The sequence below is a fragment of the Serratia sp. CY83965 genome (assembly GCF_052166375.1).
Classification (GTDB): Bacteria; Pseudomonadota; Gammaproteobacteria; order Enterobacterales; family Enterobacteriaceae; genus Serratia; species Serratia marcescens.
In genome coordinates this window covers 890,647-912,882 of record NZ_JBJNOV010000001.1, presented here as the reverse complement: position 1 = coordinate 912,882, position 22,236 = coordinate 890,647, and the positions used below count along the sequence as shown (strand labels likewise).

Annotated in this window: 18 protein-coding genes; 9 read left to right on the top strand and 9 right to left on the bottom strand. The window is 59.5% G+C overall.

Annotated features, from left to right (window positions below; translation table 11 throughout):
- Positions 1-42: 42 nt before the first annotated feature.
- Both ACJ8PL_RS04430 and fabF read left to right on the top strand, forming a co-directional pair.
- Complete coding sequence (locus tag ACJ8PL_RS04430) at positions 43-570, top strand: winged helix-turn-helix transcriptional regulator (protein ID WP_028127999.1); 528 nt, start codon at positions 43-45, stop codon at positions 568-570.
- Entirely contained in the window at positions 567-1,844 is a 1,278-nt protein-coding gene (gene fabF / locus ACJ8PL_RS04425; RefSeq protein ID WP_097102396.1) for a beta-ketoacyl-ACP synthase II, read from the top strand. Before ACJ8PL_RS04430 ends, fabF begins: the two co-directional genes overlap by 4 nt.
- A 64-nt stretch (positions 1,845-1,908) precedes the next feature.
- Here the strand turns inward: fabF and rmf are convergent, their stop codons facing one another.
- The 6 genes from rmf to rlmKL form a co-directional block, all read right to left on the bottom strand.
- Complete coding sequence (gene rmf, locus ACJ8PL_RS04420) at positions 1,909-2,079, bottom strand: ribosome modulation factor (protein WP_004928150.1); 171 nt, start codon at positions 2,077-2,079, stop codon at positions 1,909-1,911.
- A gap of 270 nt (positions 2,080-2,349) precedes the next feature.
- A complete protein-coding gene (pqiC, locus tag ACJ8PL_RS04415) occupies positions 2,350-2,910 on the bottom strand; it encodes a membrane integrity-associated transporter subunit PqiC (protein WP_016928294.1) in 561 nt (186 codons plus the stop codon).
- The gene (pqiB, locus tag ACJ8PL_RS04410) at positions 2,907-4,553 is read right to left on the bottom strand and encodes an intermembrane transport protein PqiB (RefSeq protein ID WP_016928295.1); all 1,647 of its coding nucleotides are present in this window, start codon (positions 4,551-4,553) and stop codon (positions 2,907-2,909) included. Before pqiB ends, pqiC begins: the two co-directional genes overlap by 4 nt.
- Positions 4,540-5,853, bottom strand: coding sequence for a membrane integrity-associated transporter subunit PqiA (gene pqiA / locus ACJ8PL_RS04405; protein WP_369825817.1), 1,314 nt, complete (start codon positions 5,851-5,853; stop codon positions 4,540-4,542). Before pqiA ends, pqiB begins: the two co-directional genes overlap by 14 nt.
- Before the next feature lie 76 nt (positions 5,854-5,929).
- Positions 5,930-7,834: an ABC transporter ATP-binding protein gene (locus tag ACJ8PL_RS04400; RefSeq protein ID WP_015377351.1), complete on the bottom strand. Its 1,905-nt coding sequence runs from the start codon at positions 7,832-7,834 to the stop codon at positions 5,930-5,932.
- Between the two features lie 5 nt (positions 7,835-7,839).
- Positions 7,840-9,966: a bifunctional 23S rRNA (guanine(2069)-N(7))-methyltransferase RlmK/23S rRNA (guanine(2445)-N(2))-methyltransferase RlmL gene (rlmKL, locus tag ACJ8PL_RS04395; RefSeq protein WP_028127997.1), complete on the bottom strand. Its 2,127-nt coding sequence runs from the start codon at positions 9,964-9,966 to the stop codon at positions 7,840-7,842.
- A gap of 103 nt (positions 9,967-10,069) precedes the next feature.
- Here rlmKL and ACJ8PL_RS04390 point away from each other — a divergent pair, with 103 nt between their 5' ends.
- A complete protein-coding gene (locus tag ACJ8PL_RS04390; RefSeq protein ID WP_016928298.1) occupies positions 10,070-11,173 on the top strand; it encodes a YcbX family protein in 1,104 nt (367 codons plus the stop codon).
- Positions 11,174-11,179: 6 nt separating this feature from the next.
- Here ACJ8PL_RS04390 and ACJ8PL_RS04385 read toward each other — a convergent pair whose 3' ends face one another.
- Both ACJ8PL_RS04385 and pyrD read right to left on the bottom strand, forming a co-directional pair.
- Positions 11,180-11,728 carry a cell division protein ZapC gene (locus ACJ8PL_RS04385; RefSeq protein ID WP_004928171.1) on the bottom strand — a complete coding sequence of 183 codons (549 nt, stop codon included), beginning with the start codon at positions 11,726-11,728 and terminating at the stop codon, positions 11,180-11,182.
- A 176-nt stretch (positions 11,729-11,904) separates the two neighbouring features.
- On the bottom strand, positions 11,905-12,915 hold the full coding sequence (gene pyrD / locus ACJ8PL_RS04380) for a quinone-dependent dihydroorotate dehydrogenase (protein ID WP_015377348.1): 1,011 nt from the start codon (positions 12,913-12,915) through the stop codon (positions 11,905-11,907).
- A gap of 258 nt (positions 12,916-13,173) precedes the next feature.
- Here pyrD and ssuE point away from each other — a divergent pair, with 258 nt between their 5' ends.
- Genes ssuE through ssuB form a run of 5 tightly spaced genes read left to right on the top strand, consistent with a single transcriptional unit; the run spans position 13,174 to position 17,485 of the window.
- Positions 13,174-13,752, top strand: coding sequence for an NADPH-dependent FMN reductase (ssuE, locus tag ACJ8PL_RS04375; protein WP_016928300.1), 579 nt, complete (start codon positions 13,174-13,176; stop codon positions 13,750-13,752).
- Positions 13,753-13,776: 24 nt separating this feature from the next.
- Positions 13,777-14,742, top strand: coding sequence for a sulfonate ABC transporter substrate-binding protein (locus ACJ8PL_RS04370; RefSeq protein ID WP_015377347.1), 966 nt, complete (start codon positions 13,777-13,779; stop codon positions 14,740-14,742).
- 18 nt (positions 14,743-14,760) lie between these two features.
- On the top strand, positions 14,761-15,909 hold the full coding sequence (gene ssuD, locus ACJ8PL_RS04365) for an FMNH2-dependent alkanesulfonate monooxygenase (protein ID WP_016928301.1): 1,149 nt from the start codon (positions 14,761-14,763) through the stop codon (positions 15,907-15,909).
- An 11-nt stretch (positions 15,910-15,920) separates the two neighbouring features.
- Entirely contained in the window at positions 15,921-16,715 is a 795-nt protein-coding gene (gene ssuC, locus ACJ8PL_RS04360; RefSeq protein ID WP_033640803.1) for an aliphatic sulfonate ABC transporter permease SsuC, read from the top strand.
- On the top strand, positions 16,712-17,485 hold the full coding sequence (gene ssuB / locus ACJ8PL_RS04355; protein ID WP_016928303.1) for an aliphatic sulfonates ABC transporter ATP-binding protein: 774 nt from the start codon (positions 16,712-16,714) through the stop codon (positions 17,483-17,485). The genes ssuC and ssuB overlap by 4 nt, the downstream gene beginning before the upstream one ends.
- A gap of 57 nt (positions 17,486-17,542) precedes the next feature.
- Here the strand turns inward: ssuB and pepN are convergent, their stop codons facing one another.
- A complete protein-coding gene (gene pepN / locus ACJ8PL_RS04350; protein WP_116403757.1) occupies positions 17,543-20,161 on the bottom strand; it encodes an aminopeptidase N in 2,619 nt (872 codons plus the stop codon).
- A 337-nt stretch (positions 20,162-20,498) separates the two neighbouring features.
- Here pepN and ACJ8PL_RS04345 point away from each other — a divergent pair, with 337 nt between their 5' ends.
- Entirely contained in the window at positions 20,499-22,199 is a 1,701-nt protein-coding gene (locus tag ACJ8PL_RS04345) for a GGDEF domain-containing protein (protein ID WP_033640805.1), read from the top strand.
- Positions 22,200-22,236 lie beyond the last annotated feature (37 nt).

Below are 22,236 nucleotides of genomic sequence, written 5' to 3'. Positions count from 1 at the left end.
CCATCCACGTAACTACAATAAATGTACCGACAAAGAGCCGATATGCAAAAAACCCGCTTTAGCGATGCACCTTGCCCCGTCGCACGTTCATTAGATCGTGTCGGAGAATGGTGGAGCATCCTGATCCTGCGTGATGCCTTTCAGGGGTTGTCCAAGTTCGACGAATTCCAACAAAGCCTGGGGATGTCACCGACTCTCCTGGCCCGACGCCTGAAGGATTTGGTGGCCCACGGCATTCTGCATAAGCAACGTTATCAAACGCGGCCGGTCCGCTATCAGTATCTGCTCACCGAACGCGGCAACGATTTTCTCCCCGTGCTGGCAGCTCTCTCAGAATGGGGCAATCGCCATTTGATCGACGGTGACATTAGCGCCTTGTTAGTCGACAGCCGCACCGATCGGCCGATCCAGGTCCAGTTGGTCAATATCGATAGCCAACAACCGGTGCCGCCGCAGTTTATTACGCTGGCGCCAGGGCCTGCGGCAAATGAAGGCATACATCAACGCGCCGCACTAATGCGGCAACGGCGCCTCGCCGATTTATCCGAACTTACCAAGGAGTCGTCATGAGCAATCGTCGTATCGTTATTACCGGCATGGGTGCCGTTTCACCGTTAGGGTGCGGCGTGGAGACCATCTGGCAACGTTTGTTAAAAGGAGAGTCAGGCATTCGGGCTTTGCCTGACGAGATCGTTGCAGATTTACCGATCAAGGTCGGAGGTCAGGTTCCGGCGCTGGCGCAGGATGCTGAAGCGGGCTTCAACCCCGATGCTTCCGTCGCTCCCAAAGACCAAAAGAAAATGGATCGCTTTATCCTGTTTGCCATGGCGGCGGCGGATGAAGCCGTTCGTCAGGCCGGCTGGATAGCCGATACGGAGGAAAAACAAGAGCGCACCGCCACCGTCATCGCCTCGGGCATTGGCGGCTTTCCGGCGATTGCCCAGGCGGTGCGCACCACCGACAACCGCGGCGCCAAGCGCCTGTCGCCCTTCACCATCCCCTCTTTCCTGGTCAATCTGGCGGCCGGCCATGTTTCCATCAAGCATCGCTTCAAAGGCCCGATTGGCGCACCGGTCACCGCCTGTGCGGCCGGCGTGCAAGCCATTGGCGACGCCGTGCGTCTGATCCGCAATGATGAGGCCGATATCGCTCTGTGCGGCGGTACCGAAGCCGCTATCGACACCGTCAGCCTGGGCGGCTTCGCCGCCGCGCGCGCTATGTCCACCGCACCGGCCGAGTTGGCAAGGCAGGCTTCTCGGCCTTTTGACAGCGCGCGAGACGGATTTGTCATGGGGGAAGGTGCCGGCATGCTGGTGATTGAAACGCTGGAACACGCGCGGGCGCGCGGCGCCACACCGCTCGCGGAAATCGTCGGTTATGGCACCAGCGCCGACGCCTACCACATGACCTCCGGTGCCGAAGACGGCAACGGTGCTTATCGGGCGATGAAAACCGCGTTGAAGCAGGCGAACGTCGCCCCAGAAGAGGTTCAGCATTTAAACGCACACGCGACCTCAACGCCCGTGGGCGATCTGGGTGAAATCAATGCCATCAAACACCTGTTTGGCACGACAGGGAGCGTCGCGGTAACCTCGACAAAATCCGCCACCGGGCACCTGCTCGGCGCCGCCGGCGGGCTGGAAACCATCTTTACCGCCTTGGCTCTGCGCGACCAGATCGCCCCGGCGACGCTGAATCTGGACAATCCCGATCCGGCGGCGGCAGGTTTGCACCTGGTCGCGAAACGGGCTGAATCGATGAGCATAACCTACGCCTTATCGAACGGCTTCGGCTTTGGCGGCGTGAATGCGAGTATTCTACTGAAACGCTGGCAGGACGAATAAACGGCACAAACAAAAACCTCCGCCAAAGGGCGGAGGTTATTCCTTTTATTTGACAGGGAGCCGCTTAAGCGGTCACAGCCCTGTCTTCCATGGCTTCTCGCCAACCTCCCAGCCATTGAGACCGGGCGTCCACTGATGATTGGTAGGGACAATGTTCCCTGGAACGCCCTAAAATACCTGCCTGATACCCTCTCGAATGCGCCCTTTCCAGACGATCGCGTTTCTGTCTCTTCATGCCTCGTTTCCCTCATTTTGGTCTGGTGGAAAGAAAACAATGGCTGCTTTTTGCGCAGCCACGAGTAATCAATAGCGCTAAAAGAAGAGAAGATCAATGCGCAAAATTCACGCCAATGTCATATTTGTGAGCTACGCCCGAGGAAAATGCTAAGTGGCTGATCTGCCGGGAAAGGGTTTAACTGTTTGAAATGAAATATAAATCCCCGCCAGCGAGAAAAAACGGATTTTCACGCCGACAGGGATTAGACGATTTTAGACCAAATTATGACTAAATGCCGCCCATCTGTGCTGCGATAGCCTGAGCTTCCTGCTGCCATCCCTGCGCCAGGGTGCGCACCAGGGCATCATAGCCGTCTTCACCCTGTTTCAATTCCAGGCTGAAAGGCCGTTTGATCAGGCGCCCCTGGCGATTCAGCACCCACTCGCCGCGAATGATCGCCTTGCCGTCAAAACGGCCGTGGAAGCCGCTGATGGTCACGTTCAGTACATCCTGATCGCTGCTCATCGGCTGCGAAGAGACCACCCAGCCCGGCAGCGCGCTGCTCAGGTTGGTGACCAGCGTTTGCTGCAGCTGCTGGTCGAGCGGGCTGGCCCACAGGTTGTTCTGGGCTATCACATACTGTACGTCGTTGGTCTGATACACCACGCCGTTCTGCGCCAGATAATCCGCCACGCTCACGTGTTCCAGCCACAGCTGGCGCGTGGAAGCGCCGCTGCTGCTGGCTGCAGCAGGCGCACCCAGCGCCGGCAACTGATAGTAAGTCTTCTGTGGCGAACTGCTGCAGGCGCTGAGTAACAGCGCCAGGGCTACCGGGATCCATTTCATCATTTCGTGGCCTTCTTCGGCTGAGGGTCAGTGCTGCCGGCGGCTTCAAACACCAGCGCGTTGCTCTTCTCATTCAAGGTGCGCAGCACCGGTTGCAGCTCACGCAATACCTGATCGAGGCGCTGCATGTCGCCCACCATCTTGTTGTAAGCCGGTGAACCAGGCTGGAGCCCTTTCATGCTGCGGTTCAGCTCCAGCAGCGTTTTCTGCATGTCCTGCGGCAGCGCCTGCATCTCTTTGCTGGCGATGATGTCGTTCAGCGACTTCATGGTCTGCTGCGTCGACTTCATGGTTTTCTGACTTTCCGCCAGCGTCTTGGTCGCTTCGTTGATCATCGGATTGATCGGCATCGAATTAATCTTATCCAACGTCTGCATCAGTTTCTGCTGGATCTGCGCCAGACCGCCGCTGGTGGTCGGCATCAGCGGATAACCGAACAGCTCGCGCGGCCCTTTCCACGGTTTTTCCTGCGGATAGAAGTCAAGATCGATGTACAGCGAACCGGTCAGCAGGTTGGCGGACTTCATCGAGGCGCGCATGCCGCGAGACTCCGCATCTTTCAGGTGCCCTTCAATATCGAAGTTGCCGCCCAGCTGTTTCTGGAAGCGATCCGGCTCGATGCGGATCAGCACCGGAATGCGGTAATCGTTATCCAGACGCTGCGCCATGCCGTCTTTATAGAACGGCACCTGCGCCACCGTACCCAGACGGATGCCGCGGAACTCGACCGGCGCGCCCGGCTGCAGGCCGCGTACCGAGTCGGAGAAGAACAGCAGGTAATCCTTATGCACGGTATACAGTGAATCCTGCGTGCTGCGCTGGTTGTCGAACAGCTGGTACTCCGCCTTCTCTTTCGCCTGTTCGCCGCGATCCCAGCCGTCCGGCACGTCAAAACTGACCCCGCCGCTGAACAGCGTGGTCAACGAGCCCATCTCCACCCGCATGCCCTGCGCCGACATGTCAAACGCCACGCCGCTGTCTTTCCAGAAACGCACGTTGGTGGTGACCAACTGATCGTAAGGCGCGGTGATGAACAGCTGATAGCGCATAGCGCGTTCTTTAGGATCGAAGTAGCTGGTTTCCACCGACCCGACGCGATAACCGCGGAACAGCACCGGATCGCCGGCGTTGAGCTGGCCTGACTTCTCGCTGTCCAGCACGATGCGCAACCCTTTGGCATCCGGGGAGGCCAGCGGCGGCGCATCGAGCAGCTGATAGTTGTCTTTACCGTCTTTGCCTTTGTTGCCCGGCTGCAGTTCGATATAGGCGCCGGAGAGCAGCGTGCCCAGCCCGGAGACGCCTTCACGACCGATCTGCGGCTTCACCACCCAGAAAGCGGAATCCTGGCGCAGCAATTTTTCCATGCCGGAATTGAGGCGAGCCTGCACCATCACCTTGCTCAGGTCATCGCTCAACGTGACGGTTTCCACCACGCCGACGTCAACGCTGCGGCTTTTGATTTTGGTTTTACCCGCTTCCAGCCCTTCCGCCGTCGAGGTCACCAGCGTCACCACCGGCCCCTGATGGCTGAAGTGGTAAAACAGGATCCAGGCGCCGATCAGCGCGGTCACGATGGGAATGATCCACACCGGCGACCAGCGTTTGATCTTCTCGACGTCCGCGACGCTATGATTATTTTCCGTCACCTTGCGGCTCCTTGTTGATTGTTTCACTTGCGCGATCCCAGGTCAGCCGGGGATCAAATGTCATGGCGGCGAACATGGTGAGGATCACCACCAGCGCGAACAGCACGGCGCCCGTCGCGGGATAAATGCTCATCAACTGCCCCATTCGCACCAGCGCCGACAACACGGCGATCACAAACACGTCGATCATTGACCAACGGCCAACGAATTCGACCACTTCATAAATCAGATGCATACGCTCGCTGTCGGCGCGCGGTTTCTTCCTGCCGTTCGCATCCCAGCACAGCCAGCCGATCGCCAACATTTTCAGCGACGGCACCATGATACTGGCGATGAAAATCACCATCGCCACCGGATAAGAGCCGTCCCCCCACAGCAGGATCACCCCCGCCATGATGGTGGAGTTCATCTTGTTGCCCAACGCCTCGGTCACCATGATCGGCATCAGGTTGGCCGGAATATACAGCATGACAGAGGTCACCAGCAGCGCCAGCGTCCACTGCAGGCTGTGACGACGTCGCACGTAGCCCTTGGTGTGGCAGCGCGGACAGCGCACCTGATCGGCCGGCAAGATCGCCGTGCAGCACGCGCAAGAGCGCACGCCCTGGCGCATGCCGGTGCGCCCCACCGTCAGCGGGCGATTAAGTCGCGGTGCCGGTTCGATATCCTGCCACAACCAGCGCCGATCCACGCACTGGAAGGCGCGCACCTGCAGCAGGCAGAACAGGCAGTAAGGCACGAAGCTGCTGCCGATGCCGATATCGCCGTAGGCCATCAGCTTGACGAAGCTGACCAGCACCCCGGCGAGGAAAATCTCCACCATGCACCAGGTCTTGAACTGGAACAGCACCCGGGCCATCCATTCTTTGAGGCCCAGTGGCAAACGCACTCTGGCGCACAGCAGGATGATCGCCACCATGCAAAACGCCGGGATCAGCTGCACGAACACCATAAACAAGGTGGCCATGCTGGCGTAGTCTTCCGCCACCATGACTTCCGGGATTTGGATCAGCCGGATTTCGTTGCCGAGGCCGGCGACGCGCATGTTGATAAACGGGAAAATGTTGGCCAGCACCAGCATGAACAAGGCGCTGAGCGCGTAACCGATCGGCCGCTTGCGCGGCTCGTCCCAGCGGGCGCTGAGCGTGGTTTTGCAGCGCGGGCATACCGCTTTGCTGCCATAGGCCAGCGGCGGCAGCGCCACCAGCATGTCGCACTGCGGACACAGCATCAGGTTATCCTGTTGCGCCGCCGAGGGTGCGGAATGACTATGCTGCTGATGATTGTTGTGGGAACACACCATATTCCTCCTAAATAACGTTGCTCACCGGCACGTCGATGCCGCCCGCAGCAGCGCGCGGGCGGCATCGCAACGGTCAGCCGTTTTTCATCGCTTCCAGCTCTTCCCAACGGGCGAAAGCCTGTTCCAGCGCTTGCTCGGCATCAGCCAGCGCCGTCAGCACTTCTTGCGTTTCGCTGTGCGGCCGCGTGAAGAAATCCGCGTCACTCATCTGCGCCTGCAGCGCTTCGATTTCCGCTTCCAGCTGTTCGAGCCGCTGCGGCAACTGTTCCAGCTCACGCAGCAGGTTGTAACTCAGCTTGGCCGCCGTTTTCTTCGGCTGTTCGGCCTTTTTCTCCGCCGCCGGTTTGCTCGCGCTCGGCGCCGCCTGACGAATCGGTTTCGCCGTCGCGCGCTGGTGATGCGCATCGTAGTAACCGCCAACGAAGGCATTGATCACGCCGTTGCCTTCGAAGATCCAGCACTCGGTCACCGAGTTGTCGACGAACTGACGATCGTGGCTGACCAGCAGTACGGTGCCCTGATAGCCGTCGATCAGCTCTTCCAGCAACTCCAGCGTTTCGACGTCGAGATCGTTGGTTGGTTCATCGAGGATCAGCAGATTGCTCGGTTTAAGAAACAGCTTAGCCAACAGCAAGCGGTTACGCTCACCGCCCGACAGCGCCTTCACCGGCGTCATCGCGCGTTTCGGGTGGAACAGGAAGTCCTGCAGATAGCCCAATACGTGGCGAGGACGGCCGTTGACCATCACTTCCTGCTTGCCTTCCGCCAGATTGTCCATCACCGTGCGTTCCGGATCGAGATCGGCGCGGTGCTGGTCGAAATAGGCCACTTCCAGCTTGGTGCCGCAGTGCACACGGCCGCTGTCGGCTTTCAGCTGACCGAGCATCAGTTTCAGCAGCGTGGTTTTGCCGCAGCCGTTCGGCCCCACCAGCGCAATCTTGTCGCCGCGCTGCACCTGGGCGGAGAAACCGCGCACCAGCACTTTTTCGCCAACCTGATAATTGACGTCTTCCAGCTCGAATACGATTTTGCCGGAGCGGGTCGCCTCTTCCACTTGCATCTTGGCGGTGCCCATCACTTCGCGGCGCTGCGAGCGCTCGACGCGCAGCGCCTTCAGCGCGCGCACGCGGCCCTCATTGCGGGTGCGGCGCGCCTTGATGCCCTGACGGATCCAGACCTCTTCCTGCGCCAGCTTGCGGTCGAACTCGGCGTTTTGCAGCTCTTCCACCCGCAGCGCTTCTTCTTTGCTCTGCAGATACAGATCGTAGTTGCCCGGCCAGGAAACCAGCTTGCCGCGATCCAGATCGACGATGCGCGTCGCCATGTTGCGGATAAACGAACGGTCGTGCGAGATGAAGACGATGCTGCCGTCGAACTCTTTCAGGAAGCCCTCGAGCCAATCGATGGTTTCAATGTCCAGGTGGTTGGTCGGTTCGTCGAGCAACAACACGCGCGGTGAGCTCACCAGCGCGCGGCCCAGCGCCGCTTTACGCAGCCAACCGCCGGACAGTGAGGAAAGCTCGGCGTCGCCGTTCAGCCCCAGCTGCAGCAGCACTTCGCTGATGCGGCTGTCGAGCTGCCACAGCCCCTGGTGATCGAGGATCTCCATGATTTGCGCCATGCGCGCCAGGTTTTTCTCGCTTGGATCGCTTTCCACCAGGTGAGAGATCGCGTGATAGGCCTTCAGGTGTTCCGCCTGCTCCGCAACGCCTTCCGCTACGAAGTCGAATACGCTGCCACCGATATTGCGCGGCGGATCCTGTTGCAGACGTGCCACGATCAGATCTTGTTCGTAGATCACCCGGCCATCGTCCAGCGGGATCTCTTTGCCGAGGATCTTCAGCAGCGTGGATTTACCGGCGCCGTTGCGCCCGACCAGACACACGCGCTCGTTGTCTTCAATATGAATTTCGGTGTTGTCTAACAGTGGCGCATCGCTGAAAGAGAGCCAGGCGCCGGACATGCTGATTAACGACATAGTAATTATTTTCCTTCGCCGGCGTGAGTCACCAGCCAGCAGTTGTGGATCTGACGGTTACGGGCAAAATCCTGCGACAGCGTCTTGGCGGTGATCTCTTTCGCCTCCAGACCCAACGCGCTCAGCCCTGCCATATCCATTTGGAAACCGCGCTTGTTGTTCGAGAACATGATGGTCCCGTTGCGGCGCAGCAACCGTTTCAAATCTTTCATCAGCGCCAGATGATCGCGCTGCACGTCAAAGGTGTTCTCCATCCGCTTGGAGTTGGAGAACGTCGGCGGATCGATGAAAATCACGTCGAACTGTTCATTGGCGTTGCTCAGCCACGACAGGCAGTCGGCCTGGATCAGCCGATGCTGGCGGCCGGTCAGGCCGTTGGCGCGCAGGTTCTTCTCCGCCCATTCCAGGTAAGTACGCGACATGTCCACCGTGGTGGTGCTGCGCGCGCCGCCCAGCCCGGCGTGCACGCTGGCGGTGCCGGTGTAGGCGAACAGGTTGAGGAAATCCTTGCCGCCGCTCATCTCACCCAGCATACGGCGCGCGATGCGGTGATCAAGGAACAGACCGGTATCGAGATAGTCGGTCAGGTTGACCCACAGTTTGGCGTTATACTCTTCCACCAACAGGAACTCGCCCTTCTGCGCCAGTTTCTCGTACTGGTTTTTGCCCTTCTGCCGCTCGCGGGTTTTCAGGATCAGCTGATTCGACGGCAGCTCCAGCACCGCCAGCGTCGCGTTGATCACATCGAACAGACGCTGACGTGCTTTCTGCGCATCGACGGTTTTCGGTGGCGCATATTCCTGCACCACCACCTTGCTGCCGTAGCGATCCACCGCAACGTTGTATTCTGGCAGATCGGCATCGTACAGGCGGTAGCATTCAATGCCCTGCTGTTTCGCCCACTTGTCGAGCTTCTTCAAATTCTTGCGCAGACGGTTGGCGAAATCTTCCGCCACCTGCACGCCGCCGGTGGCGCTACCGGCCGGGCTTGCCGCCAGCTGATAATTTTTCTGCACGCACTCCAGCGGGCCGTTCTTCGCCTTGAACTGGCGCTCGGCGCGCAGCTGCAGGCAGCTCAACAGCTCCGGCGAGGCGCTGAACAGCGACAGTTGCCAACCGCCGAAGGCGCTTTTCATCACGCGGCCCAGCATGTTGTGCAGCGCGATCAGCGCCGGTTCGCTTTCCAGGCGTTCGCCGTACGGCGGGTTGCTGATCACCGTGCCTTGCGGACCTTCCGGCAGCGGGTTGGTCAAGCGCGCGACGTCGCCGACGTTGAAGGTGATCAGCTCGGCGACGCCGGCGCGGCGGGCGTTGCCGCGCGCCATTTCAATCACCCGGCGATCGATATCGGAACCGAAGAAGCGAGAGGCGGTTTCCTGCAGGCCGCGGCGCGCGCGCACCTGCGCTTCGGTGGTGACTTCACGCCACAGTTCGGCGTTGTGGCCATTCCAGGCGCTGAAGCCCCAGTGTTGACGGTGCAGGCCTGGCGCGCGATCGGCAGCGATCATCGCCGCTTCGATCAACAGCGTGCCGGAGCCGCACATCGGATCAAGCATCGGCGTGCCCGGCTGCCAGCCGGAACGCAGCACGATGGCGGCCGCCAGGTTTTCCTTCAGCGGCGCCTGGCCGGTGAGATCGCGGTAGCCGCGCTGATGCAGACCTTCGCCGCTCAGATCGAGCGCCACGCTGGCCATATCGCGCTGCAGGAAGACGTTAACGCGAATGTCCGGCTGCTGTTTGGCGACCGTCGGGCGTTGGTCGAGTTTGCGGGTGAAGCTGTCGACGATGGCGTCTTTCACCTTCAGCGCGCCATATTGGCTGTTGCGGATCTCTTCGTTCACGCCGCTGAAATGCACGGCAAAGGTTTTATCCACGCCAAAAATGCTCGGCCAGTCGATCGCCTGCACCCCGAGGTACAGATCCAGATCGCTGTGCACGCGGAATTCGTTCAGCGGCAACAGAATGCGCGAAGCCAGGCGGCTCCACAGCAAGCTTTGGTACAGAAGACGATCGTCACCCTGAAAATGTACCCCGCCCTGCACCACTTTGCAGTCGTGAGCGCCAAGCGCTTCCAGCTCGCTTTTTAACAGTTCTTCCAATCCACGCGCCGTGCTGGCAAACAGAGAGTTCATATCGTACTTATCACCAAAAAGAAAATTGTTGCGCATTATAGCTAATCCGCACCGCTTGTCATAAAGTTGCTCCCTTCTATTTAATCATCGCACGGAGATAAGGGTGATCACGCTTTCCAAACTCTACGTCCATCCGGTTAAATCACTGCGCGGCCTGCAGCTTTCTTACGCCCAGGTCGGCAGCAGCGGTCTGGCCTTCGACCGCAACTTTATGATCACCGAGCCGGACGGCACCTTTATTACCGCGCGCCAATATCCGCAGATGGTGCTGTTCACGCCGGCGCTGCTGCCGGACGGGCTGTTCCTGACCGCGCCGGACGGCGAAAGCGCCGCCATTCGCTTCAGCGACTTCGCGGCCGCGCCGCAGCCGACCGAGGTGTGGGGCAACCATTTCACCGCGCTGACTGCGCCGGATGAGATCAACCGCTGGCTGAGCGGCTACTTCCAGCGCGACGTGCAGCTGCGCTGGCTGGGGCCGGAGCTGACCCGCCGGGTCAAGAAACACCCTGAAATCCCGCTGACGTTTGCCGACGGCTACCCTTATCTGCTGATTAACCAGGCTTCGTTCAACGATCTGCAGCAGCGTTGCCCCGGCAGCATCAAGCTGGAACAGTTCCGCCCCAATCTGGTGGTGAGCGGCGCTACCGCCTGGGCTGAAGACGGCTGGCAGGTGATCCGCGTCGGCGACGTCATGTTCGATCTGGTGAAACCCTGCAGCCGCTGCGTGCTCACCACCGTCAGCACCGAGCGTGGCCGCAAGCACCCGAGCGGCGAACCGCTCAGCACGCTGCAAAAATTCCGCTCCGCCGACAACGGCGATATCGATTTCGGCCAGAATATGATCGCGCGCAACAGCGGCATCATCCGCGTGGGCGATACGGTGGAAGTGCTGTCGACCAAGCCGCCGCGCCCTTATGGCGCAGGCAAAGTGGTGGAGAGCGTGCAAGCGCCGCAAGACAGCGCGCACAGCGTCACGATCGAATATGAAGGAAAGGTGTTTACCGGCAACAACCAGCAGATTTTGCTCGAACAGCTGGAGCAGCAAGGCATCCGCGTGCCTTACTCGTGCCGCGCCGGGATTTGCGGCAGTTGCCGCATTACGTTGCTGAGCGGTGAAGTCGCGCCCCTGAAGAAAAGCGCGCTGGGCGACAACGGCACCATCCTGTGCTGCAGCTGCATCCCGAAAAGTGATTTGACCCTGGCGTAATCCGCCTTATACCGCCCTGTCGTAAGCCGGGGCGGCGCTTTCATCCTGCGCGCAGGGTTTCAGCCGATCGTGCATCACCTTGATGGCGTCGCCCAATACCATGGTACGGCCAGCGACCGTCAGCTGATTTTGCGCCAGCAGGCACAGGCTGGCGTTATCCCCGGCCTCCACCACCAGCAAGCGCGCTTCCGCGCCGCTCTCCATCACTTTCACCGCCGCCAGCTCGCCGTTTTTCGGCTGCAGCGGGTAGTGCTGCTGCGAGAAATGCCAGCTCTTCGGCATCAGCGGTTTCAGGAAGCGGTAGGCGACCAGCGCATTCAACACCAGCTCGGCGCGCTGTTCATGGCTCAGCTTGACCTGCTTGCACTGTTCTTCATAGGTGAAATAAAGGGCGGCGTCATCTACGCAAAAAGCGCATTCATCGAAGGCGTCCGGCGTTAACATTTTGGCCGGGAAACGTGAACGAAAGATCATACCATTAGCTAAATCCAGCATTAGCCGATCGTGTTCGGCATCAAAATACCAACGCCAATTATCGTCAGGTTTTATCTTCATTTCGTATCCTTCTCGCTGCCTATGCCAACGCCGCACTCACCCTAAAAGGCGATTTTATCACCGATAAAATAGCTTAAACATCGGATAATTCCGCGAACGATATTTATGCTAACGAACAAAATATAGACGAGCCGGGGGCAGAAATAAACCCCCGGAATAAAATGAGAGGAAAAATATTAGATATGGGTAACGATATCTTTAATCAAACGCGGGCCGTGATAGATAAATCCGGAATAAATTTGCAGCAGGCTCGCGCCGGCCTCCATTTTTTCGCGCGCCGCCGTCAGCGAATCGATGCCGCCTACGCCGATAATCGGCAGGCGCCCCTGCAGTTCGGTGGAGAGACGACGGATCACTTCGGTGCTGCGTGATTGCAACGGACGCCCGCTTAACCCGCCCGCTTGTTCGCAATAATTCAACCCCTGGATCAATTTTCGATCCAACGTGGTATTGGTGGCGATCACGCCATCGATATTATGCCGCACCAGGCTATCGGCAATTTGGATCAATTCTTCTTCTGAAAGATCCGGCGCGATCTTTACCGCCACCGGCACATATTTGTGATGACGCGCATGTAATTCCTGCTGCTTATTTTTAATCGCAGCCAAAAGATCGTCCAGCGCTTCGCCATACTGTAAGGATCGTAACCCCGGCGTATTCGGTGAAGAGATGTTAATCGCGATATATCCGGCATACGGATAAACTTTATCCATGCAGATCAAATAATCGTCTTTGCCCTGCTCGACCGGCGTGTCTTTATTCTTGCCGATATTGATCCCAAGAATGCCGCCGAAATGGGATTTCTTAACGTTTTCAACCAGATTGTCCACGCCATGGTTATTGAACCCCATGCGGTTAATCAGGCCTTCCGCCTCAACCACGCGGAACAAGCGCGGCTTGTCATTGCCCGGTTGCGGACGCGGCGTCACGGTGCCGACCTCCACATGGCCGAAGCCCATCGCGCCGAACGCATCGATGCATTCGCCGTTTTTATCCAGACCGGCGGCCAATCCCAGCGGGTTTTTAAACGACAGCCCCATGCAGTTGACCGGTTTGGTCGGCACGGACTGACGGACAAGAAACGCTAATGGGGTGCCGGTAATACGGCTGAGCTGACGAAAGGTCACTTCGTGCGCGCGCTCCGGATCGAGCTGGAACAACGCTTTCCTGATGAGGGGGTAGTACATGGACTCTCCTGATTTCCCGGTTGCAAACCGGGGGCGTATTATCCGGTATCCCCCGCCTAATTGGAATTGATTAAAGGCAAAAAAAGCCGTTTTTACGCAATCGTTTTCCCTCTTCGCCGCCAAATCGCTGCCAATCCGCTTTTGCGCATATCCAAATCAAAAAATGAGATTTAAAAAACGCGCCCGGTTGCTGGTAGGTTTAAAACACTTCCCATTGATTTTCTAATTAAACCTAACTTTTAGTTATAAGGAGTGGCAATGCGCGTTATATCACTGGCCGGTAGCCCACGCATCCCATCACGTTCCGCCGCGCTGCTCTCGCTGAGTCAGAACTGGCTGCGGCAGCAAGGGGTGGAAGTGACGGCCTATACCCTGCACGACTTTGACGCCGAAGATCTGCTGTACGCCAACTTCAACAGTCCGGCGATCAAGGCGTTTGCCGAGCAGCTGGCGCAGGCCGACGGCCTGCTGATTTCCACGCCGGTTTATAAAGCGTCGTTCTCCGGCGCGCTGAAAACCCTGCTGGATCTGCTGCCGGAACGCGCTCTGGATCATAAGGTGGTGTTGCCGCTGGCGACCGGGGGATCTGTCGGCCACATGCTGGCGGTGGACTATGCGTTGAAACCGGTGCTGGCGGCGCTGAAAGCGCAAGAGGTGCTGCACGGCGTGTTCGCCGACGACAGCCAGATCCAGTTGACCGAAGAAAGCGCCACGCTCACCGACGCCGTGGCCGCCCGGCTGGAAGAGGCACTGGCCAGTTTCTATCTGGCGCTTGGCCGCCGCAAACCGCCTGCGCTGCGCGTCGCCTCGCCACTGGCGGCGCGTCAAACCGCCTGAAACGCCTGGAAAAGGAGAGCCTGAATGAAACAACGCATCGCTTTGCGGCGTTGGCTGAGCGCCGCCGCCTTCACCGGCCTGCTGTCGCTGGTTTGGGCCAACGCCGCCGTCGCTCAGGATCCGGCGCAATTCCGCATCGGCTACCAAAAAGGATCGGTCAGTCTGGTGCTGGCGAAGAGCCACCGGCTGCTGGAGGAACGTTTCCCCGCCACCCGCATCAGTTGGATCGAGTTTCCCGCCGGCCCGCAGATGCTGGAGGCCTTGAACGTCGGCAGCATCGATCTGGGCAGCACCGGCGATATTCCGCCGATCTTCGCGCAGGCCGCCGGGGCGGATCTGCTGTATGTCGGCGTTGAGCCGCCCAAACCGAAGGCGGAAGTGATCCTGGTGCCGGAAAACAGCCCGATCAAAACCGTCGCCGATCTGAAAGGCCATAAGGTCGCGTTCCAGAAAGGATCCAGCTCACATAACCTGCTGCTGCGATCGCTGCAAAAAGCCGGACTGAAATTTACGGATATCCAGCCCGCCTATTTAACGCCCGCCGATGCGCGCGCTGCATTCCAGCAGGGCAACGTCGATGCCTGGGCGATCTGGGATCCTTATTATTCCGCCGCGCTGCTGCAGGGCGGCGTGCGGGTGCTTGGCGACGGCACCGATCTGAATCAGACCGGTTCCTTCTATCTGGCGGCGCGCCCCTATGTCGAAGCCAACGGTGCCTTTATCAGCCAGGTCTTGACGGTGCTGACCCAGGCCGATGCGCTCACCCGCAGCGACCGGGCGCAAAGCGTGACCCTGCTGGCCAACGCCATGGGGCTGCCGGAACCGGTGATCGCCAGCTATCTGGATCACCGCCCTCCGACCGCCATCACACCGCTCGATGCGCATACGATCGCCGCGCAGCAGCAAACCGCCGACCTGTTTTACGCCAACCGGTTGGTGCCGGTGAAGGTCGACATCTCGCAACGCATCTGGCGCCCAAGCGCGCAATAAATACGGGGAACATTGACGATGAGCCTGAACGTTTTCTGGTTTTTACCCACCCATGGCGACGGCCACTATCTTGGCAGCGCGCAGGGCGCTCGCAGCGTCGATCACGGTTACTTGCAGCAGATCGCCCAGGCGGCGGATCGGCTGGGATTCGGCGGTGTGCTGATCCCCACCGGTCGCTCTTGCGAAGACTCCTGGCTGGTGGCCGCCTCGCTGATCCCGGTCACCCAGCGGCTGAAATTTTTGGTCGCGTTGCGGCCGGGTATCATCTCCCCTACGCTGGCGGCACGTCAGGCGGCGACGCTGGATCGCCTGTCCAACGGGCGCGCGCTGTTCAATCTGGTCACCGGCGGCGATCCGGAAGAGCTGGCGGCGGAGGGGTTACATCTCAGTCATGAAGAGCGTTACGAGGCCTCGACCGAGTTCACTCATATCTGGCGCCGGGTGCTGGAAGGGGAAACCGTCGATTTCCACGGCAAGCATATTCAGGTGAAAGGTGCCAAGCTGCTGTTCCCGCCGGTGCAGCAGCCGCGCCCGCCGCTCTATTTCGGCGGATCCTCCGCCGCCGCGCAGGATCTGGCCGCCGAACAGGTAGAAATGTACCTCACCTGGGGAGAGCCGCCGGCGCAGGTCAAAGAGAAGATCGAGGAAGTACGCGCCAAAGCGGCGGCGAAGGGCCGACAGGTGCGTTTCGGCATCCGCCTGCACGTCATCGTGCGGGAAACCACCGAAGAGGCCTGGCGCGCCGCCGATCGGCTGATCGCGCACCTCGATGAGGAAACCATCGCCAACGCGCAGCAGGCCTTTGCGCGCTTCGACTCCGTCGGCCAACGGCGCATGGCGGCGCTGCACGGCGGCAAAAAGGATAACCTGGAGATCAGCCCGAACCTGTGGGCCGGCATCGGCCTGGTGCGCGGCGGCGCCGGCACCGCGCTGGTGGGCGATGGTCCGACGGTCGCGGCGCGCATGCAGGAATATGCCGATCTGGGCATCGACACCTTTATTCTCTCCGGCTATCCGCATCTGGAAGAGGCCTACCGCGTCGGCGAACTGCTGTTCCCACACCTCGATCTGGCGCAGGAGGAAACGCCCGCTCGCCTTCAACCGGTGCGCCCGCAGGGCGAAGTGGTGGCCAACATCTATGTTCCGCAAAAAGTATCGCAGAGCTGAGGAGCGCCCCGATGGCAAATAACGTACAACGCATCCTGTATCGGCTGGCTCCCTGGGCGCTGCCGTTGGCGCTGGTGATCATCTGGCAGATCGCCGTCGAAACCGGCTGGCTGTCCAACCGCATTTTGCCGGCGCCGAGTGCGGTGCTGGCCGCCTTCTGGCGCCTGAGCCAAAGCGGCGAACTGTGGCAGCACCTGAGCATCAGCAGCCAGCGCGCGTTGATCGGCTTTGGCATCGGCGGCAGCATCGGACTGATACTCGGCTTTATTACCGGGCTGTCACGCTGGGGTGAACGCCTGCTGGACAGCTCGGTGCAAATGATCCGCAACGTGCCTCATCTGGCGCTGATCCCGTTGGTGATCCTGTGGTTCGGCATCGATGAATCCGCCAAGATCTTTCTGGTGGCGCTCGGTACGCTGTTCCCGATTTATCTCAACACCTATCACGGCATCAAAAACATCGATCGCGGCCTGTTGGAGATGGCCCGCAGCTACGGCCTGAGCGGTTTCCGCCTGTTTACACAGGTGGTGCTGCCGGGCGCGCTGCCGTCGATTATGGTCGGCGTGCGTTTCGCTCTCGGCTTCATGTGGCTGACGCTGATCGTCGCCGAAACCATCTCGGCCAATTCGGGCATCGGCTACCTGGCGATGAACGCGCGTGAATTTCTGCAAACCGACGTGGTGGTGGTGGCGATCGTGCTGTACGCCCTGCTCGGCAAGCTGGCGGACGTGGGCGCGCAGCTGTTGGAGCGCGTCTGGTTGCGCTGGCATCCGGCCTATCAACTGAAACAGGGAGAAGCGCTATGACCCTTCCCGCTCGCCTTGCGCAAGGCACGCCGGTGACGCTGGAGTCCATCGGCAAACGTTACGGCAACCGCACGGTGCTGGACAATATTCAGCTGCGCATTTCCGCCGGGCAGTTCGTGGCGGTGGTCGGCCGCAGCGGCTGCGGCAAGAGCACCCTGCTGCGCCTGTTGGCCGGCCTGGAACAGGCCAGCAGCGGCGCGCTGCTCAGTGGCAACGCGCCGCTTGCCGCCGCTAAAGAGGATACCCGGTTGATGTTTCAGGATGCGCGCCTGTTGCCGTGGAAAACGGTGATCGACAACGTAGGTCTGGGGCTACGCGGCCAGTGGCGCGACGCGGCGCTGCAGGCGCTGGACGCGGTCGGTTTGGCGGATCGCGCCCACGATTGGCCGGCGGCGCTGTCCGGTGGACAAAAACAGCGGGTCGCCCTGGCGCGCGCGCTGATCCACCGCCCCCGCCTGCTGCTGCTGGACGAACCGCTCGGAGCGCTGGATGCCCTGACGCGCATCGAGATGCAAGGGCTGATAGAAACGCTGTGGCAACAACACGGTTTTACCGTACTGCTGGTCACACATGACGTCAGCGAAGCCATCGCGCTGGCGGATCGGGTGATCCTGATCGAAGAGGGGCATATCGGGCTGGATCTGGCCATCGATCTGCCGCGGCCGCGCCGCAAAGGCTCGGCCAGGCTGGCGGAACTGGAGGCCGAAGTGCTGGAACGGGTGTTATCGCCGCCGGCCGCAGCGGACAGTACCCGCCGGGCGGTGAACTGAACGGATAAAAAAAGGGACGGCGCAGGCCGTCCCCCTTATCTATTCAGCGCGAAAAGATCAGGCGTCGAGCGCCTTGCTGATCTTCTCGTACAGATCGCCGGACAGGTTTTCCAACCCTTTCAGCTGTTCCAACGCCTTGCGCATCAGCGCCTGACGGCCCGCGTCGTAACGCTTCAGGCGAATCAGCGGTTCAATCAGGCGCGCGGCGATCTGCGGGTTGCGCTGGTTGAGATCGCTGAGGATCTCCGCCAGGAACTGATAGCCGCTGCCGTCCGCGGCATGGAACGCCGCCGGGTTGCCGGAAGCGAAGCCGCCGATCAGCGAACGGGTGCGGTTCGGGTTGCTCAGGCTGAACGAACGGTGATGCAACAGTGCGCGCACCTTGCTCAACACATCTGCCGCCGGGCTGCTGCCCTGCAGCACGAACCACTTGTCCATCACCAGGCCATCCTGATACCAGCGCTCGTCGAACGCCGCCAGCAGCGCATCGCGGCACGGCAGCTGGGCCGCGACCGCAGCAGACAGCGCCGCCAGCGAGTCGGTCATGTTGTCCGCCTGGCGATACTGTTCGCTCACCAGCTGGTCCGCCAGCGCCACATCTTCGCCGAACGCCAGATAGCCCAGGCACACATTACGCAAGGCGCGCTTGGCGATCTCGGCATGCTCCACGCGGTAGCCGTCGGTCTTGTTGGCGTGATACACCGCCAGCCACTCATCGGCCAACTCCCGCGCCAGACAGCGTACGATCGCTTCGTGCACCGCGGCGATCGCTTCCGGATCGATAGTGGCGAACAGCTCGGCGATTTCGTTCTCCGACGGCAGCGTCAGGATCTGCGCCGCCAGCGCCGGATCCAGTTTTTCGTCCAGCAGCACCGCGCGGAACGCATCGGCCACGTGCAGCGGCAGCGACAGCGGCTGCTTCTGCTGGTGCCGCGCCACGTTCAGCTTGATATAGGTCGCCAGCAGGCTCTGTGCCGCATCCCAACGCGCAAATTCATTGCGTGCGTGCTGCATCAAGAAGGTCAGTTGCTGATCGCTGTACGGATAGTCCAGCTTCACCGGCGCGGAGAATTCGCGCAGCAGCGACGGCACCGGCTTGTGCGCCACGCCGTCGAACACGAAAGTTTGCTCCGCTTCGGTGACGTTCAGCACGTTGTTGACCGGCAGGCCGCCTTTTTGCAATGGAATGACATTGCCTTCGCTGTCGTACAGTTCGATATCCAGCGGAATATGCAGCGGCAACTTCTCCGGCTGATCGGCGGTCGGCGCGGTCTTCTGGCTGACATGCAGGCGATACTGTTGGGTTTCCGCGTCGTACTCGTCGCGCACCGTCAACAGCGGCGTGCCGGACTGGCTATACCAACGGCGGAAGCGCGACAGATCGACGTTAGACGCATCCTCCATCGCCTGAACGAAATCGTCGCAGGTAGCGGCGCTGCCGTCGTGGCGTTCGAAATAGAGCTGCATCCCTTTCTGGAAGTTCTCCTCCCCCAACAGGGTATGCATCATGCGGATCACCTCGGAACCCTTTTCATACACCGTAAGGGTGTAGAAGTTGTTCATCTCGATGACTTTGTCCGGGCGGATGGCGTGCGCCATCGGGCTGGCGTCTTCGGCAAATTGCGCGCCGCGCATCACGCGCACATTGTCGATGCGGTTGACTGAACGCGATCCCAGATCGGAACTGAATTCCTGATCGCGGAACACCGTCAGCCCCTCTTTCAGACTGAGCTGGAACCAGTCGCGGCAGGTCACGCGGTTACCGGTCCAATTGTGGAAGTATTCGTGGCCGATCACCGCTTCGATGTTCAGGTAATCCTTGTCGGTAGCGGTTTCCGCCTTCGCCAGCACATATTTGGAGTTAAAGATATTTAACCCTTTGTTCTCCATCGCGCCCATATTGAAGAAATCGACCGCCACAATCATATAAATGTCGAGATCGTATTCCAGGCCGAAGCGAGTCTCGTCCCACTTCATCGAGTTCTTCAGCGAAGTCATCGCCCAGTCGGCGCGATCCAGGTTGCCGCGATCGACGAACAGCTCCAGTGCGACCTTACGGCCGGAACGGGTGGTGAAGCTGTCGCGCAGCACGTCGAAGTCCCCCGCCACCAGCGCGAACAGGTAGCAAGGTTTCGGGAACGGATCCTGCCATTGCACCCAGTGGCGGCCATCAGCCAATTCGCCCTGGCCGATGCGGTTGCCGTTCGACAGCAGGAACGGATAGCGCGTCTTGTCGGCCACGATGCGGGTGGTAAAGCGCGCCAGCACGTCCGGGCGATCCTGGTAATAGGTAATGTGGTGGAAGCCTTCGGCTTCGCATTGCGTGCACAGCGCATCGCCGGACAGGTACAGCCCTTCCAGCGCGGTGTTCTTCGCCGGGTGAATATCGTTGACAATGGTAAGAGTGAATTGTGCCGGCAACTCTTCGATGATCAGCTGGTTATCCTGCTGACGGTAGGCGCTCCACGGTTGGCCGTCGACCTGAATGCTCACCAGCGTCAAATCTTCGCCATCCAGCACCAGCGGTGCACCGGCCGCCCCCTGACGTTTGATTTTACTGACGGCGGTCACGCGCGTGGTTTCCGCATCCAGACTGAAGTCCAAATCGATATCGGTCGTGGTGTAATCGGGCGCGCGATAATCGTGGCGGTATTTTGCCTGTGGCTGTTGTGTCATAAAAACCCTTAAACGTCTCAGTGAGTTATAGGTGCCAGGCTGCGCTTCTCCTTCGTACCGCAGCCGGTATGTTCCCCTGCGGCGCGCGGTGAGCCTGAATTGTGAATAAACTGTATCACAGCTGGCCGAAAAGCCCAGAGCCGCAGGGCGACCAAGAGAGAGAAATCAGAGGCAAATCATAAATCGGCCGGCAGGCGGCAGTGCGGGTGACCAATGGCTAAATAAAAATCAGCATTTAATGCTAAAAAGCCGCCATCGCGGCGCGCCGGCATAGTTGAGGCGACACAGGCGGCATGGTGGTATAATTGCGGCATCAGGCTCAGGGATGACTCGCACTATGAAAATTAAATACGCAATCTATTTTTTTACCCTGTGCCTGATGACTTCCTTCTCTCTGTTCATCGTCGATGAGCTGCTCGAAGCCCATACCGACTACCGCGACAACCAGCTGAACCTGTACAAAATCGATCGCGCCAAAGAAATTTCCGAAGCCTTTCAGGCTGCGCTGCTGGCTCATCGCCTCAAACGATTGAGCCTGATCGATCCGCAAATCACCCGTGCGCAATGTTTGGCCGCCGATCGGGTGGCACGCGAGAGAATCACCCGGATCCGCGAACATCTGGACGATGAGGTCGCCAGACAGCTCGGGGTTCGGCAAAAAATCGCCGCGCTGTCGATGATCGCGTTGATGGAGCAGCTGCTGGATAATGACAACCTGCAGCTTTCGCAGGTCAATAACACCAACGCCAATCTGTTCAACATCAACAGCGCCTATTACATCTCGCAAACCAGCAAGAGTTATTACCGTTACACCTACGATACCCGGATGGTGGATACCGACTCCTTTATGTTTCTCGAGGCCATCCGTCTCAATAACCGGTTAAATATGTCATTGACGGAATTGAGCGATCAGATTATCGACGTCAACGTCAGCCAGCTCGTTCGCAAAGACGCCTATCTAAAGTCCATTCAGCTTACCGGCGTGCTGAACGCACTGAGCACCCGATTGATCTTCATGAAGATCAACTACGACGATGGACAAATCACCAACATCGTCAATGCGTTGCTCGCCCAGGTGTCCGCTGAGCGCCTCCAGCAGATTACCAATGGGCTGTATACCGCTATCGATACCCATAAGCCCTACCCCACAGCGCTTATTTCTCGCTATGTCGACGATGTGAGCGGGCTTTCGCAGGCGCTGTATCAACGCAGTTTCGAATTGGAAACCCTCGCCTCGCGCCACAAGATTTACGACAGCCAGACGACCATTTACGGCATGATCGCACTCGCCGGCCTGGTGGTTTTGCTGTTCATTTTGCCGGCGTTGGTGTTCTGCACCAGCATCAACCGCTGGTTGACCAAGACCCACAACAATATCGTGCGGCTGTCGCGCGGTGAGATGAATATCGATCGTAACGATGCCTTCTACAGCCAGGAATTGATCGCCATCAGCGACGCCATTCAGCAGCTCAGGCAATACCAGCTGGACAAGGTCTCGCTGGAGAGCGAGAAACAACTGCTGATTAAAGAGCTCGAGGCCTCTTCCTTCCTCGATCCGCTCACCAATATCTACAACCGCCGTAAATTCTTCCTTGAATGTCAACTGCTGGGCAACGCCAGCTACCCGCAGGCCTTTTGCCTGATCGACATCGACAATTTCAAACAACTCAACGACAGCTACGGCCACGACGTGGGTGACCGGGCGCTGGTGGCATTCGGCCACCTGCTGCAACGCGCGTTCCGCGCCAGCGACATCTTCTGCCGCTATGGCGGCGAAGAGTTCGCGGTGCTGCTGGGCAACTGTTCGTTGGACAACGCGCGGGACATCATGGAGCAATTGCGCGCACGTACTCATCGCCTGACGCTAAATCTGGCCGACGGACGGCAAGTGCGTTTCACCACCAGCTGCGGCATCGCGCCGGTCAGCGCGTTCGCCGCGCTGCAGGCGGCGATTAAACAGGCGGACGAAGCGCTCTATTTTTGCAAAAAGAACGGCAAGGATCGGGTCAGCGTGCATACCCAGGCCGGCTTTATCTGATTCGTTGTTTAAAATAATTAACATTATAATTTTTATG

Coding starts and splice junctions, on each gene's coding strand:
- ACJ8PL_RS04430 (WP_028127999.1), top strand. CDS start 43: ATGCAAAAAACCCGCTTTAGCGATGCACCTTGCCCCGTCGCACGTTCA.
- fabF (WP_097102396.1), top strand. CDS start 567: ATGAGCAATCGTCGTATCGTTATTACCGGCATGGGTGCCGTTTCACCG.
- rmf (WP_004928150.1), bottom strand. CDS start 2,079: ATGAAGAGACAGAAACGCGATCGTCTGGAAAGGGCGCATTCGAGAGGG.
- pqiC (WP_016928294.1), bottom strand. CDS start 2,910: ATGATGAAATGGATCCCGGTAGCCCTGGCGCTGTTACTCAGCGCCTGC.
- ACJ8PL_RS04400 (WP_015377351.1), bottom strand. CDS start 7,834: ATGTCGTTAATCAGCATGTCCGGCGCCTGGCTCTCTTTCAGCGATGCG.
- rlmKL (WP_028127997.1), bottom strand. CDS start 9,966: ATGAACTCTCTGTTTGCCAGCACGGCGCGTGGATTGGAAGAACTGTTA.
- ACJ8PL_RS04385 (WP_004928171.1), bottom strand. CDS start 11,728: ATGAAGATAAAACCTGACGATAATTGGCGTTGGTATTTTGATGCCGAA.
- pyrD (WP_015377348.1), bottom strand. CDS start 12,915: ATGTACTACCCCCTCATCAGGAAAGCGTTGTTCCAGCTCGATCCGGAG.
- ssuE (WP_016928300.1), top strand. CDS start 13,174: ATGCGCGTTATATCACTGGCCGGTAGCCCACGCATCCCATCACGTTCC.
- ACJ8PL_RS04370 (WP_015377347.1), top strand. CDS start 13,777: ATGAAACAACGCATCGCTTTGCGGCGTTGGCTGAGCGCCGCCGCCTTC.
- ssuD (WP_016928301.1), top strand. CDS start 14,761: ATGAGCCTGAACGTTTTCTGGTTTTTACCCACCCATGGCGACGGCCAC.
- ssuC (WP_033640803.1), top strand. CDS start 15,921: ATGGCAAATAACGTACAACGCATCCTGTATCGGCTGGCTCCCTGGGCG.
- ssuB (WP_016928303.1), top strand. CDS start 16,712: ATGACCCTTCCCGCTCGCCTTGCGCAAGGCACGCCGGTGACGCTGGAG.
- pepN (WP_116403757.1), bottom strand. CDS start 20,161: ATGACACAACAGCCACAGGCAAAATACCGCCACGATTATCGCGCGCCC.
- ACJ8PL_RS04345 (WP_033640805.1), top strand. CDS start 20,499: ATGAAAATTAAATACGCAATCTATTTTTTTACCCTGTGCCTGATGACT.